Raw genomic sequence first — 14,572 nt, 5'->3', positions numbered from 1 at the left:
CAGACACGCTCGCGAAGGAGAGTCACGTGACAGCGAAGCCCGCAGCCGCGGCAGCACGGGCCACCGTGTACGGCTACCCCCGTCAGGGGCAGAACCGTGAACTGAAGAAGGCCATCGAGGGCTACTGGAAGGGCCGCGTCGACGCGGACGCCCTCCGGGAGACCGCCGCCGAGCTGCGTCGGAGGACCTGGCAGCAGCTCGCCGAGGCCGGCGTCCACTCCGTGCCGACCGGTGATTTCTCCTACTACGACCACGTCCTGGACACCAGCGTCATGGTCGGCGCCGTCCCCGGGCGGCACCGCGAAGCGGTCGACGCCGACGCCCTCGACGGCTACTTCGCCATGGCCCGCGGCACACAGGACGTCGCCCCGCTGGAGATGACGAAGTGGTTCGACACCAACTACCACTACCTCGTACCTGAGTTGGAGCCGGACACGGTGTTCGCCGCCGACTCCGCCAAGCAGGTCGCGGAGTTCAAGGAGGCGCTGGCCCTCGGTCTGACGCCCCGACCGGTGCTCGTCGGTCCCGTCACCTATCTCCTGCTGGCCAAGGCGGCCCCCGGGGCACCGGCGGACTTCGAACCGCTGACCCTGCTGGACCGGCTGCTTCCGGTGTACGCGGAGGTCCTCGCCGATCTGCGTGCGGCGGGTGCGCAGTGGGTGCAACTGGACGAGCCCACCCTCGTGCAGGACCGGACCCCGGCCGAACTGAACGCCGCCGCCCGCGCCTACCGTGAGCTCGGCGGACTCACCGACCGGCCCAAGCTGCTGGTCGCCTCCTACTTCGGGCGGCTCGGCGAGGCGCTGGCGGTCCTGGCGAAGGCTCCCGTCGACGGGCTGGCCCTCGACTTCACCGAGTCCGGCGCGGGGAACCTCGACGACCTCGCGGCGGCCGGCGGACTGCCCGGCAAGCGCCTGGTCGCCGGTGTCGTGAACGGCCGCAACATCTGGATCAACGACTACGAGAAGTCGCTTGCCACCCTCGGTACCCTCCTCGGCCTCGCCGGCCGGGTCGACGTCTCCGCCTCCTGCTCCCTGCTGCACGTCCCGCTGGACGCCGCCGCCGAGCACGACATCGACCCGCAGATCGCCCGCTGGCTCGCCTTCGCCAAGCAGAAGACCGAGGAGATCGTCGTCCTGGCCCGCGGTCTGGGCGGCGGCACCGACGCCATTACGGCCGAACTCGCCGCCAACCGCGCTGCTCTGGCCTCCCGCGCCGGCGCCGCGCTCACCCGCGACCCGGCCGTCCGCGCCCGCACGGCAGCCGTCACCGAGGCGGACGGCCGCCGCTCCCAGCCGTACCCGGAGCGCTCCGCCGCCCAGCGCGCCCACCTCGGGCTGCCGCTGCTGCCGACGACCACCATCGGCTCGTTCCCGCAGACCGCCGAACTGCGTGCCGCGCGTGCCGACCTGCGTGCGGGGCGGATCGACGGGGCCGGGTACGAGGAACGCATCAAGGACGAGATCCGCGAGGTCCTCTCCTTCCAGGAGAAGGCCGGGCTCGACGTCCTGGTGCACGGCGAGCCCGAACGCAACGACATGGTCCAGTACTTCGCCGAGCAGCTCACCGGCTACCTCGCCACCCAGCACGGCTGGGTGCAGTCCTACGGCACTCGGTATGTCAGGCCGCCGGTCCTCGCGGGCGACATCTCGCGCCCCGGGCCGATGACGGTGCGCTGGACCACGTACGCGCAGTCGCTGACCGCACGCCCCGTCAAGGGCATGCTCACCGGCCCGGTCACCATGCTCGCCTGGTCCTTCGTCCGTGACGACCAGCCGCTCGGCGACACCGCTCGCCAGGTGGCCCTCGCCCTGCGCGACGAGGTCGACGACCTTGAGGCGAGCGGCACTTCGATCATCCAGGTCGATGAGCCCGCGCTGCGCGAGACGCTGCCGCTGCGGGCCGTCGAGCACGCCGCGTACCTGGAGTGGGCGACGGAGTCCTTCCGGCTCGCCACCTCCGGGGTGCGGCCGGACACCCAGATCCACACCCACATGTGCTACGCGGAGTTCGGCGACATCGTCCAGGCCATCGACGATCTCGACGCCGACGTCATCAGCCTGGAGGCGGCCCGCTCCCATATGCAGGTCGCCCGTGAGCTGGCCGCCCACGGCTATCCCCGCGAGGCCGGACCGGGCGTCTACGACATCCACTCCCCGCGCGTCCCCGGCGCCGAAGAGGCGGCGGCCCTGCTGCGCGAGGGGCTTGAGGCCATCCCGGCGGCACGGCTGTGGGTGAATCCCGATTGCGGCCTGAAGACCCGTGGCTGGCCCGAGACCCGGGCCTCCCTGGAGAACCTGGTCGCCGCCGCGCGGGAGATCCGCGCGGAGCTGTCCACCGAGGCGGAGTGATCCGGGCCCGGTGCGGGAGCGAGCGCCGCTCCCGCACCGGGCCCTGCCCGTACGGCTCCGGGAATGTCCGAGCCCGCTGATAGCGTGCCGGTTCCGGGTCGAAGATCACGAAAGGGCTCTCCGCGTGCGGGAAGTGACGTGTCATGAGGTGGGTGCTCAGCGCCTGGGCGACGCGCTGAGCGGTATCAGCGGGCGCACCATGGGGCGATGGCACAAGATGCGTTACGACGACCCGTCCCCCGAGCGGTTGCGCGAGTCGGCCGACGAGCTGCTCGACCACGTGGCCGCCCGTGCCGCGGAGGGTGCCGCGCTCGATGACGCGGCGCGTTCGGCGTTGCGGACGGCGGCGGAGTGCCACCTGGGGGAGATGAGCGTCGGCTGCTTCCCCGACGGTGACCAGGAGATCTTCTTCCCGCTCATCGGTGAGACGCTCAGCAGCGAGGACATAGCCTTCGGCGATGCCGTCGGCTCCGGGGGAGGGCGGGCCCCATCGGCCGGGACCTGGCTCGACGCGTTCGCGGTCTGTCTGGTCAGCGGGCTTGTTCGGGACTGGCAGCGGGTGATCGGACTGCTGCTGCGGGACGACTACGCGCCCGCGATCCACGACGGCGTGCCGTACTCCAAGCTCGACTCGGTGTCGGACCCGGCGGACCTCGCCGCGATGGACGCGCTGTGCCCCTATCTGGCCGAAGCCGAAGGGCATCAGCCCCGGCACTGGCCCACCGTTCCCCTGCGCAGGCCAGACGCCGCCGAACTCGCCTCAGCAGCGGCGAACTTGGACACCATCGGCGTTCAGACGCCGGATAGTCGACTGCTTCGCGTGCTCCTTGATGACGATCAGGCCGCATTCGAGGAGGCGTTGGCCTCCCGGCTCGTCGACCATCGCGAGAGCATGGGCCCCGACCCCGCGCCCCGGACCCTGCTGCCGCTCCACGCCCTCGCCCTGGCCGCGCTGGCGGTGCAGGCGCACGGGTGGGAACTCGGCGTCCGCTCCGGCTATCTGCCGCCCGAGCTGCTGGGCGCCCCCGATGCGCTGCGGCGTGCCGGGGGGCCGGGCGCGAACGACCTGGGCGCCTGGTACGCGAAGTAGCGGCCGCGCTCCGGTGGTGCGTTCCTGTCGACGCGGAACACCGGTGCCGGTCCGGCCCCGACCGCGCACGGGGGGACGGCAGTTCGGCTGTCGGCGGATCGCCCCGTACGGCGGGAAGCCATTCCTCCACACAGTCGGAGTTAGGTTAGCCTAACCAGCGACTGCCCCGGTTGTGGATCTTTCTGTGACCGGTGCCGCCCCGCGCGTGGGGCGGCACACCCGCACGACTCGCCGTGCACTCCGACCGAAGGACTTCGCCATGTTGCGTGCTCAGGGCCTGCCGTCCTGTGAACTCCCCGTCGAGCGTGGGGTGTGAGCGACGGTACGCCGCCGGCTCCCGGCCCCAACGGTCCGCGGGGAGGCCTTGTCGCGGGCGGTGCGCACGGGCCGGATCGGCTACGGTCCCTCACCGCGATCGTCCTGGACGCACTGGAGAAAGCCGCCCCGGCCCGGGGCGGACCGCTGCCCGCCGGAGGGCCCGAGGCCGTGGCCCTGCGCACGCTCGACCTCTGCGCCCCGGTCCTGCCGGAGGAGGGCATCGGACCCGAGGCCGCGCTCGGGGACCTGGTCCGCGCGGTCGCGGAAGGGGCCGCCGATCCGGCCGACCCCGCCTGTGTCGCCCATCTGCACTGCCCACCGCTCGCCGTGGCCGTCGCGGCGGACCTGGCCGGGGCGGCCCTCAACCCCTCCATGGACTCCTGGGACCAGGCGCCCGCCGCCGGGGTGATCGAGGAGCTGACCACGGCCGCACTGGCCCGGCTGGTCCACCCGGCCGCCCCCGCTCCCGATGCCCTCATCACCAGCGGCGGCACCGAGTCCAACCTGGTCGCCCTGCTCCTCGCCCGGGAACGGGCCGCCCCCGGCGCCCTCCGGGTGGTGACGGGCGCCAACGCCCACCACAGCGTCCACCGCGCCGCATGGATGCTCGGCCTGCCCGCCCCCGTGGTCGTCGCCTGCCGCGACGGCCGGATCGACCCGGCCGCCCTCGACGACGCCCTGGCCACCCTCGCCGGAGCGCCGCTGCTGGTCGTCGCCACCGCCGGGACCACCGACGAGGGGCGCATCGACCCGCTCCCGGAGATCGCCCGCATCGCCGAGCGGCATGCGGCCCGACTCCACGTCGACGCCGCCTACGGCGGTCCGTTGCTGTTCAGCGAGCGGCTGGCTCCTCTGCTCGCGGGACTGGAGCACGCCGCCTCCGTAACGTTCGACCTGCATAAACTCGGCTGGCAGCCGGTCGCCGCCGGAGTGCTGGCCGTCGCGGACGCGGAGATGCTCGCGCCGCTGTCCCTGCGCGCCGACTATCTCAACGCCGACGACGACACCGAGGCCGGACTCCCGGATCTGCTGGGCCGCTCGATCCGCACCACCCGGCGCCCCGACGCCCTGAAGATGGCGGTCACCTTTCGGGCGCTCGGCCGCCGGGGACTCGGCGAACTGGTGGAGCACTGCGTGCGTACGGCCCAGGAGTTCGGGCGGGCCGTCGACGCCCGCCACGGGCTGCGCCGCCGCCCCGGCGACATCGGGATCAGCACCGTGCTGTTCCGCCCCGCGGTGGCCGACGGGCTGCCGGACGAGGTGGGCGACGCCGTGGTCGCCGCTGTCCGCCGCACTCTGCTCGCCGAGGGGCGCGCCGTCCTCGGCCGCGCGGTGGCGGAAGACGGCGACGGCCGGCGCCGCCTGTGGCTGAAGGCCACCCTGCTGCACCCGGACGCCGCTGCCGCCGACCTGCTGCCGCTGCTCGACCTCGTCACCGCGGCGGCGGACCGTGCCGTGACCGACGGTGCGGTGGACGGCGTGCGGACCGAGGGTACCGATGACTCTGCGGCGGAAAGGCTGTCGCCATGACGCTGACGACGTGCGGGACGTGCACGACGTGCCCGGGGCGACTCCCCGCCGCCCCGGGGCGTGTTTCGAAAGTCCCGCCTGCCTGGCGACGCCTGGCACGCACGCTCGCCGCGTTGTCGGGATCACCCCGACACATCCAGTACCGGGGTGACCCTCCGCCTTGCGATCGCACGCACCGGACGCCGCCGGGCCTGCCCTCCCGGCAGACGGCGCCACTTTCGAAACACGCCCCAGCCCCCGCCGGAGGAACCCGATGACGCCCGGACCGCGCACGCCGCCCCTCGACCTGCTGGGGGTGGGGGCAGGACCCTTCAACCTCTCGCTCGCCGCGCTCGCCGACGGCGTCCCCGGGCTGCGCACCGTCTTTTACGAGCAGCGCGCCGCCTTCCACTGGCACCCCGGGCTGCTCATCGAGGGAGCCAAGCTCCAAGTTCCCTTCCTGGCCGACCTGGTGAGCCTCGTCGAGCCCACCAGCCCCTGGTCCTACCTCAATTACCTCAAGATCCGCCGCAGGCTCTTCCCGTTCTACTTCGCCGAGCACTTCCATATCCACCGCTCCGAGTTCGACAACTATCTGCGCTGGGTGAGTTCCGAGCTTCCCGCCACCCGCTTCGGCCACCGGGTCGACACGGTGGCCTGGGACCCCGGACAGGACGCGTTCGCCGTGGAGTTCACCCGGCTGGGACCCGATGGGGAGAAGCTCACGAGCGGGCTCGCCCATGCCCGCAACCTCGCCCTCGGCGTCGGCACGGCCCCGCACATCCCCGAACCGCTGCGTGAGCTGGTCCAGGACCCGGCCGCCTTGGTGCTGCACTCCGCCGACTATCTTTCCCAGCGGAACCGGCTGCTGGCCGCCCGCCACATCACCGTCGTCGGCTCGGGCCAGTCGGGCGCCGAAGTCCTGCTGGACCTGCTCCGGTCCCGGCCCGTGGGGGCGGAGGGACTGACCTGGCTGGCCCGTACGCCGGCGTTCGCGCCCATGGAGTACAGCAAGATCGGCCTGGAGCAGTTCACCCCCGACTACACCCGCTACTTCCACGGGCTCTCGCAGGCCACCCGGGACCGGCTCCTGCCCCGTCAGTGGCAGCTGTACAAGGGCGTCAGCGGGGACACGCTCGGGGACATCCACGACGAGCTGTACCGGCGCGGCCTCGGCGGAAGCTGGCCCGACGTCACTCTCACCCCCGGCATCGAGGTCACCGGCGCGGCCACCACCGGGGCGGGGCGCGTCGAGCTGAGTGTCGAGCACGGCCAGCAGGAGGCACGGGGCCGGCTCGTCACGGACGCCGTCGTCCTCGCCACCGGATACCGGGAGCGCCCCGTCGACACGCTCCTCGCCGCTCTCGACCCGTACATCGTCCGCGACGAGGCCGGGCGTCCGCAGGTCGACGCGGCCCAACGGCTCGTTCTCGCACCGGAGACAGCCGGTTCGGTCTTCGTACAGAACGCCGAGCGGCACACGCATGGCGTCGGCGCACCGGACCTGGGCCTGGCCGCCTGGCGTTCCGCCGTCATCGTCAACGCGCTGACGGGCAAGGAGTTCTACCCGCTGCCCGAGCGCACCGCCTTCACCACGTTCGGCCTCGGCGCGCAGGATCGCGACGACCGGGATCCCGCGTCACGTCCGTTCGACGAACGACGGTGACGATGGTGATGGAACGGCTCCGGGCCGCGCGGTGGTGTTCACCGTGCGGCCCGGGGGCGGGTCTGTTCGCGGGGGGTCAGGCCTTGCGGGTGTTGATCTCCTCGGTGAGCTGGGGCACGACGGCGAAGAGGTCGCCGACGACGCCGTAGTCGACGAGTTCGAAGATCGGGGCCTCGGCGTCCTTGTTGATCGCGACGATCGTCTTCGAGGTCTGCATCCCCGCCCGGTGCTGGATCGCCCCGGAGATACCCGAAGCGATGTACAGCTGCGGCGAGACCGACTTGCCGGTCTGCCCGACCTGGGAGGTGTGCGGATACCAGCCCGCGTCGACCGCGGCACGCGAGGCACCCACCGCGGCACCCAGACTGTCCGCGAGCGCCTCGATCAGCGGGAAGTTCTCCGCACCGTTGACCCCACGCCCACCGGAGACCACGATCGCGGCCTCGGTCAGCTCCGGACGGCCCGTCGACTCACGCGCCGTCCGCGAGGTCACCCGCGTGCCCCTCGCCGCATCGCTGAACGACACCGCGAGGGCCTCGACCGCACCCGGGGCCGCGGCCGGCTCGACCGGCGCCGAGTTCGGCTTCACCGTGATCACCGGAACACCCCTGGAAACCCGGGACCTCGTCGTGAACGAAGCGGCGAACGCGGCCTGCGTCGCCACCACACCCCGCTCACCCGCCTCCACATCAGTGGCATCCGTGATGACCCCGGAGCCGACCCGCAGCGCCAGACGGGCCGCGACCTCCTTGCCCTCCGCCGAGGACACCACCAGCACCGCCACCGGCGACACCGCCTCGAACGCCGCCCACAGCGCGTCGACCTTCGGCACCACGAGATACTCACCGAACTCCGGGGCCTCCGAGGCCAGCACCCTCACCGCACCGTGCTCACCCAGCACCGACGCGGTCGCCTCCGCACCCGCACCCAACGCCACCGCGACCGGGTCACCGATCCGGCGCGCCAGCGTCAGCAGCTCCAGCGTCGGCTTACGGACCGCACCGTCCACATGATCGACCAGAACAAGAACTTCAGCCATGACAACGCACTCCAGAAAGAGAAGAGAGAAGGGGAAGGAACGGGAGGAAGGGGAGAGGAAGGCGGGAGGGGGGGCCGGGCGTGCGGGCCTAGATGAACTTCTGGCCCACGAGGAACTCGGCGAGCCGCTTGCCGCCCTCACCCTCGTCCTTCACGATCGTGCCCGCCGTCCGCGCCGGGCGCTCCGTGGCCGAATCGACCGCCGTCCACGCACCCGCCAGACCCACCTCGTCCGCCTCCAGACCCAGATCATCCAGATCCAGCGACCGAACCGGCTTCTTCTTCGCCGCCATGATCCCCTTGAAGGAGGGGTAACGCGCCTCACCCGACTGATCGGTCACCGACACCACCGCCGGCAGCGACGCCTCCAGCAACTCCGAGGCCGTGTCACCGTCACGACGCCCCGTCACCACACCACCGGCCACCGCGACCTCGGACAGCAGCGTCACCTGGGGAACACCGAGACGCTCGGCCAGCAACGCCGGCAGCACACCCATCACACCGTCCGTGGAAGCCATCCCGCAGATCACCAGGTCATACCCGGTCTTCTCCACAGCCTTCGCCAGCACCAGCGACGTCCCCATCACATCACTGCCGTGCAGACCGTCGTCCTCGACGTGAACCGCCCTGTCCGCACCCATCGACAACGCCTTGCGCAACGCGTCCCTGGCATCATCCGGACCCACCGTCACCACGGTGATCTCCGCATCGTCCACCCCGTCAGCGATCCGCAACGCCTGCTCGACCGCGTACTCGTCCAGCTCCGACAGCAGACCGTCGACATCCTCACGGTCCAGCGTCAGGTCATCGGCGAAACGCCGGTCACCGGTCGCGTCGGGCACGTACTTCACACAGACAACGATCCTCAAGCTCACGCCGGCTCTCCTGCCTACCCGGGTGTGGTCCCACCCGGGTGTCATTCGTACGGATGGACAGAATATGGCACTCAGTACCCTCTGTAAAGGTACGCAGTGCCAAAGCGTCCCTTCCGGTGCTACGTTTCGCCGCATGAGCGAGGCGCGAGGACCTGAGAAGAAGGCACCCATGCGGGAGGTGCTCGCGCAGGCGGCCTTCCAGCTCTTCCTGGAGCGGGGCTTCGAGCGGACCACCGTGGACGACATCGTGGCGCGGGCCGGAGTGGGCCGGCGTTCGTTCTTCCGCTACTTTCCGTCCAAGGAGGACGCGGTCTTTCCGGACCATGAGCGCTGCCTCGCCGAGATGACCGAGTTCCTGGCCGACGTCGACGGCGGCGACCCGGTCGGCGAGGTGTGCGATGCCGCTCGCATCGTGCTGCGGATGTACGCGGCGGACCCGGAGTTCTCCGTGCAGCGTTACCGTCTCACCCGGGAGGTGCCGGGGCTGCGGACGTACGAACTGTCGGTGGTGCGCCGTTACGAGCAGACCCTCGCCGGGCACCTGCGGGGCCGGTTCGGTGCGGGCCGGGACCGGGAGCTGAGGGCCGAGGTGGTCGCCGCTTCGGTGGTCGCCGCTCACAACAACGGGCTTCGGCTGTGGCTGCGTTCGGGTGGGGCGGGCGACCCCGAGGTGGCTGTCGATCACGCGCTCGCCCTCGTGCGCGAGGTGTGGGGCCGGTCCGCCGGGGAGGCGGGCACGCCGTCGCCGGAGGGGGAGGGAGGGGGAGAGGAAGGGCTCCCGGACGGTTCTGCGGTCGGCCCGGCCGCGCCCCTTCCCGCGGCCTCCCTTCCCGCCGCGTTTCCCGTCTCCGGTGGCGGTGAGGTGATCGTGATGGTCGCGCGGAAGGGCACCCCGATGTGGCGTGTCGTGCAGCAGATCGAGGCGGCCGTCGGCGAGAACTGAGCAGCAATCGGCACTCGGTGCCTTTACGGTCCGGCACTGAGTGCCATATGGTGCGGACGTGCCCGCGGTGCAGGTGCGGCGCGTCCGAGTCGAGCGCAGGGGGTCGAGCCGTGTCCCGGACAACGATGGGTGCAGTAACGGGCACCGTCCAAACGACGCACGAGGAGTGCGGCCTCCCCTACAACCGCTGCCGCTGGTGCGGCACCGCCTCGTTCCGGCGGCTGCTGTGCCCGGTGTGCGCGTCGAGCGAACTGGAACCCGAACGCACCACCGGCCACGGAGTGGTCGTCAGGACCGCCGTGGTCCACCGCTACACCGAGGCGGCGCGCAACGAGTCCCTGGTGCGGTTCACCGAAGGGTTCGTCTTCCGCTGCCGGATCGTGGGGGCGGCTCCGCACCTGGTGACGGTCGGCGCGCGCGTCCGGCCCGTCCCCGGGGACGAGCCGGAGACGGGCGAGGTGGTCCTGGAGCTCTGCGAGCCGCCCGCACGGCGGGACCGGGGTTGAACGGCCCGGCCGGCCGGGCGGGAACCGCAGATCAGCCGGTCAGTTCAGCCGTTTGAGCATTTCGGCGGCCAACGGGGCTGATGACGCCGGGTTCTGACCAGTGATCAGATTTCGGTCGGTGATGACGAACGGCGCCCAGGGCTCGCCCTCCTGGAAATCCGCGCCCAACGCCACCAGCCGGTCCTGGAGCAGCCACTTCGCCTTGTCCGCGAAGCCCGCCTGGGTCTCCTCGGCGTTGGTGAAGCCGGTCAGCCGGTAGCCGGCGAACGCGTATTTGCCGTCGGGGCCGGTAGCGGCCAGCAGCGCCGCCGGCCCGTGGCAGACCACCCCGAGCGGCTTGCCCGAGGCCAGTACCCGGGCGAGCAGCCGCCCGGAGACGGAGTCCACCGCGAGGTCCTCCATCGGGCCGTGGCCGCCGGGGTAGAAGACGGCGTCGTACGCGTCCGGGTCCACGTCCTCCAGCGCGACCGGCCGCCGCAGTTCCTCGAACGCCTCAAGACCGGCCGCCACCGCGTCGGCGCCCTCCTGCCCGCCATTGACGTCCGGCGCCAGGCTGCCGCGGTCCACGGTCGGCACGACGCCACCCGGGGTGGCGACGACCACCTCGTGCCCGGAGCCGGTGAACGCCCGGTACGGAGCCACGGCCTCCTCGGCCCAGAAGCCCGTGGGGTGGGCCGTGCCGTCCGCCAGGGTCCAGTGGTCCGCACCGGACACCACGAAAAGGATCTTTGCCATGTCGTACATCTCCGTTGGTCGGGGTGGCTGACCAGGCCGACGGTAGGCCCGGTCGGGCCAGGATCCGCCTCCCGCCCACGTGTGCCGGAAAGTGGCTTCCGACGGGGCGGCGGCGATCGGCCGTCCGGCGGATCGCCTGCCCCCGCAGGACGGTCCGAATCATCCGGTGCGGCTGAATCAGGAGGCCGGGCGCCGGGCCTCCAGGGCGGCACCAGCGCCTCGGTCCGCTGGACGTATCCGCTGAACAGGCCGGTGAGCGAGGCCGGTCGGTCCCGGGCCACGCCGCCCGCCACCGGGATTCCCGAGCTCAGCGCCTCGGTGAACTTGCGGACAGGGGAGTGCGGCTCCGCCGGATCGCGGCAACGGCGGCCGGGAGCCCCCGTCCGGGGAGGCCGCCGGCGGTCGGGTGAGGACAGCCGCCCGGACAGCCGCCCAGTACCGTGACGCCCGGATCGCTCCGTCACCCCGGAACGGATCGAGAGCCGCGGGCAGCCGCCCCGCGTCGGAGATGTCCGCATTCACCCGAGGGGTGAGGGCTCATCCGGCCGTGCTTAGCTGGAGCCATGATCGATGACTTCCTGTACGGGACCGCCGGGCACCCCGGACCGCCGGCCGAGGTCGAGGCCGCCGTGCGCGCCGCCGCCGCGGCCGAGATCATGCCGCGCCACCGGAAGCTCGCCGCCCACGAGATCATCGAGAAGAGTGGCCCCCACGACCTGGTCACCGCCGCCGACCGGCTGGCCGAGGAACACCTCACCGCCGCCCTCACCAAGCTGCTGCCCGGCTCGGTCGTCGTCGGTGAGGAGTCCGTGCACGCCGACCCGGCGGTCTACGACGCCCTTGGCGGCGACGCCCCGGTCTGGATCGTCGACCCGGTCGACGGCACTCGTCAGTTCGTCCGGGGCGAGGCCGGCTTCTGCACCCTGGTCGCCCTCGCCCAGCACGGCGAGGTACACGCCTCCTGGACGTACGCACCGGTCCGGGGCGAGATGGCCATCGCCGTACGCGGTCGGGGCGCCACACTCAACGGGGCGCCGATACGCTCCGGGGCGCCCGCACCCGGCGCCGTGCTGAACGTGGCCATGTCGCATCCCGACTACACCAGCGAGGCCCAGAAGCGGGCCCTGCTCGGCCTGCGCACCGAAGGCATCGCGGCCCGCCCCTGCGGCTCGGCCGGACTCGAGTACCTCGCCGTCGCCCGCGGCGCCCTGGACGCCACCGCCTTCAACTGGGAGTACGCCTGGGACCACGCCGCGGGCCTGCTCCTGGTCACCGAGGCGGGCGGCGCCCAGTCGACCCTGTCCGGCGCCCCGTTCCGTATCGCGGGCGGCAACGACCTGCCGTTCACGGCGGCCCGCGACGAGGCCACCGCCCAGCGCGTCCTGGCCGCCCTGCGCACGGGCGGCTGACCCGCCCGACCGCACTCGGGGTACCCGCGTCAGCACGGTCGGTGGCGGCGAATATCCTGGAGATCCGACTGCCGGCCGACGAAGGAGTCCCAAGGTGCCGTCGATGCTCGATGTGGTCGTGGTGGGCGCGGGGCCCAACGGACTGACCGCCGCGGCCGAACTGGCCCGCCGCGGCTTCGCGGTGGAGGTCCACGAGGCGCACGACACCATCGGTGGGGGATCCCGCACCGAGGAGCTGACCCTCCCGGGTTTCCGGCACGATCCCTGTTCCGCCGTGCACCCCCTGGCGATCGGCTCGCCCGCGTTCCGGGGCATGCCGCTGGACCGGCATGGCCTTCAGTGGCTGCACCCCGAGGTCGACCTCGCGCACCCCTTCCCGGACGGCACCGCGGCGGCGCTCACCCGCTCGGTGGGCGAGAGCGCGATGTCGCTGGGGGCCGCCGACGCCGGGGCCTACCGCCGCCTCATGGCCCCCTTCGTCGGCCGCTGGGACACCCTGGCCGCCGACTTCCTGCGCACTCCCTGGGCCGGCCTGCCCCGCGACCCCTACCGGCTGGCCCGCTTCGGCCTGCTCGGCCTCCAGCCCGCCACCTGGGTCTCCCGCCGCTTCGCCGGCGAGAAGGCCCGCGGCCTCTTCGCCGGGCTCGCCGCCCACGCCATAGCTCCCACCAGCGGATTCGCCACCTCGGGCATCGCCCTCGTCTTCGCGCTCGCCGCCCACGAGAACGGCTGGCCGGTGCCGCGCGGCGGCTCCCAGGCCATCTCGGACGCCCTCGGCTCCTATCTCCGCGAACAGGGCGGCACGATCCGCACCGGCAGCGAGGTCAAGCGTCTGGACGAACTCCCGCCCGCCCGCGCCTACGTCTTCGACACCTCGCCCACCGCGCTCGCCCGCATCGCCGGCCTCGGCTCCGCCTACAGCCACTACCGCTACGGCGCCTCCGCCTTCAAGATCGACTACGCGCTCTCCGGCCCCGTCCCGTGGACGGCCGAGGAGGCGCGCCGCGCCGGCACCGTCCACATCGGCCCGACCGCCGGAGCCATCGACACGGCGCTGCGGGCTGCCGTCGAGGGCCGCGATCCCGCTGTCCCCTTCCTCATCACCGCCCAGCCGAGTCTCACCGACCCCTCCAGGGCCCCCGAGGGACGCCATGTCTTCTGGGCGTACGGGCACGTCCCGGCGGGCTGGGAGGGCGATGCGACCGACGTCATCGAGCGCCAACTGGAGCGCTTCGCCCCCGGGTTCCGCGACCTGGTGCTCGCACGCGCCGTCGCGGGCCCGCCCCAACTCGCCGCACGCAACGCCAACTACATCGGCGGCGATATCGCGTGCGGTGCCTTCGCCGGCCTTCAGACGCTGATCCGCCCCAAGCTCGCCCGCGTCCCCTACGCCACCGCGCACCCCGCGGTCTTCCTCTGCTCCTCGGCCACCCCGCCCGGACCGGGGGTCCACGGCATGTCCGGCCACCACGCCGCCAAGGCCGTATGGCGAAGGCTGCGGGCCTCCTGAACGGACCGGGCGGCGAAGGCCCCCGGCGCGCGGCATGATGTCCGCATGAGCACCTCTGTCTCCCCCGCCGTACGTCTGGTCCGCGGCGACATCACCGACCAGTCCGTCGACGTCATCGTCAATGCGGCGAACTCCTCGCTGCTCGGCGGCGGCGGAGTCGACGGCGCCATACACCGGCGAGGCGGACCCGACATCCTCGCCGCCTGCCATGAACTGCGCGCCTCGCACTACGGAAAGGGGCTTCCCACCGGGCAGGCCGTCGCCACGACCGCCGGACGCCTCGACGCCCGGTGGATCGTGCACACGGTCGGCCCGGTCTTCTCCGGCGCCCAGGACCGTTCCGCCCTGCTCGCCTCCTGCTACCGCGAATCCCTGCGCCTGGCAGCCGAGTTGGGGGCCAGGTCCATCGCGTTCCCGGCGATCTCCACCGGCATCTACGGCTGGCCGATGGACGACGGGGCCCGGATCGCCGTACACACGGTCCTGACGGAGACGGTGGAGCCGGTCGACGAGGTGCGCTTCGTGCTCTTCGACGCCCACGCGTACGTGGAGTTCGAGGAAGTCCTCGCGATGCGCTGAGACCGCGCACCGCACCCCGCCCACCGCGCCTCGCGGCCACCGG

The 14,572-nt window shown here is 72.4% G+C and carries 12 protein-coding genes; 9 read left to right on the top strand and 3 right to left on the bottom strand.

The genetic code is table 11. The features are described 5' to 3' along the window. Nucleotides 1-26 precede the first annotated feature (26 nt). The 4 genes from metE (at nucleotide 27) to ACZ60Q_RS04825 (ending at nucleotide 6,934) form a co-directional block, all read left to right on the top strand. A complete protein-coding gene (metE, locus tag ACZ60Q_RS04840) occupies nucleotides 27-2,351 on the top strand; it encodes a 5-methyltetrahydropteroyltriglutamate--homocysteine S-methyltransferase (RefSeq protein ID WP_469628451.1) in 2,325 nt (774 codons plus the stop codon). Nucleotides 2,352-2,475: 124 nt separating this feature from the next. Further along, nucleotides 2,476-3,441 carry an immunity 49 family protein gene (locus ACZ60Q_RS04835; RefSeq protein WP_469628448.1) on the top strand — a complete coding sequence of 322 codons (966 nt, stop codon included), beginning with the start codon at nucleotides 2,476-2,478 and terminating at the stop codon, nucleotides 3,439-3,441. A gap of 312 nt (nucleotides 3,442-3,753) precedes the next feature. Then, nucleotides 3,754-5,289: a pyridoxal phosphate-dependent decarboxylase family protein gene (locus tag ACZ60Q_RS04830; RefSeq protein ID WP_469628445.1), complete on the top strand. Its 1,536-nt coding sequence runs from the start codon at nucleotides 3,754-3,756 to the stop codon at nucleotides 5,287-5,289. Between the two features lie 253 nt (nucleotides 5,290-5,542). Next, complete coding sequence (locus tag ACZ60Q_RS04825; RefSeq protein ID WP_469628442.1) at nucleotides 5,543-6,934, top strand: lysine N(6)-hydroxylase/L-ornithine N(5)-oxygenase family protein; 1,392 nt, start codon at nucleotides 5,543-5,545, stop codon at nucleotides 6,932-6,934. 76 nt (nucleotides 6,935-7,010) lie between these two features. On the opposite strand, the gene ACZ60Q_RS04820 is transcribed toward ACZ60Q_RS04825, so the two are convergent. Continuing rightward, on the bottom strand, nucleotides 7,011-7,973 hold the full coding sequence (locus ACZ60Q_RS04820) for an electron transfer flavoprotein subunit alpha/FixB family protein (protein WP_469628439.1): 963 nt from the start codon (nucleotides 7,971-7,973) through the stop codon (nucleotides 7,011-7,013). An 88-nt stretch (nucleotides 7,974-8,061) separates the two neighbouring features. Further along, on the bottom strand, nucleotides 8,062-8,847 hold the full coding sequence (locus ACZ60Q_RS04815; protein WP_469628436.1) for an electron transfer flavoprotein subunit beta/FixA family protein: 786 nt from the start codon (nucleotides 8,845-8,847) through the stop codon (nucleotides 8,062-8,064). A gap of 169 nt (nucleotides 8,848-9,016) precedes the next feature. On the opposite strand from ACZ60Q_RS04815, the gene ACZ60Q_RS04810 reads away from it, so the two are divergent. Next, on the top strand, nucleotides 9,017-9,790 hold the full coding sequence (locus ACZ60Q_RS04810) for a TetR family transcriptional regulator (protein WP_469629515.1): 774 nt from the start codon (nucleotides 9,017-9,019) through the stop codon (nucleotides 9,788-9,790). 125 nt (nucleotides 9,791-9,915) lie between these two features. Beyond that, entirely contained in the window at nucleotides 9,916-10,296 is a 381-nt protein-coding gene (locus ACZ60Q_RS04805; RefSeq protein ID WP_469628433.1) for a Zn-ribbon domain-containing OB-fold protein, read from the top strand. Nucleotides 10,297-10,335: 39 nt separating this feature from the next. On the opposite strand, the gene ACZ60Q_RS04800 is transcribed toward ACZ60Q_RS04805, so the two are convergent. Continuing rightward, nucleotides 10,336-11,031, bottom strand: a complete 696-nt coding sequence (locus ACZ60Q_RS04800) for a type 1 glutamine amidotransferase domain-containing protein (RefSeq protein ID WP_469628430.1) — start codon at nucleotides 11,029-11,031, stop codon at nucleotides 10,336-10,338. Nucleotides 11,032-11,594: 563 nt separating this feature from the next. On the opposite strand from ACZ60Q_RS04800, the gene ACZ60Q_RS04795 reads away from it, so the two are divergent. The 3 genes from ACZ60Q_RS04795 (at nucleotide 11,595) to ACZ60Q_RS04785 (ending at nucleotide 14,529) form a co-directional block, all read left to right on the top strand. Then, nucleotides 11,595-12,440: an inositol monophosphatase family protein gene (locus tag ACZ60Q_RS04795; protein WP_469628427.1), complete on the top strand. Its 846-nt coding sequence runs from the start codon at nucleotides 11,595-11,597 to the stop codon at nucleotides 12,438-12,440. Nucleotides 12,441-12,534: 94 nt separating this feature from the next. Continuing rightward, the gene (locus ACZ60Q_RS04790; RefSeq protein ID WP_469628424.1) at nucleotides 12,535-13,950 is read left to right on the top strand and encodes a phytoene desaturase family protein; all 1,416 of its coding nucleotides are present in this window, start codon (nucleotides 12,535-12,537) and stop codon (nucleotides 13,948-13,950) included. A gap of 45 nt (nucleotides 13,951-13,995) precedes the next feature. Further along, entirely contained in the window at nucleotides 13,996-14,529 is a 534-nt protein-coding gene (locus ACZ60Q_RS04785; RefSeq protein ID WP_469628421.1) for an O-acetyl-ADP-ribose deacetylase, read from the top strand. Nucleotides 14,530-14,572 lie beyond the last annotated feature (43 nt).

It is taken from the genome of Streptomyces sp. NPDC104313 (assembly GCF_055583985.1).
This window is presented reverse-complemented; position numbering and strand designations above follow the sequence as displayed.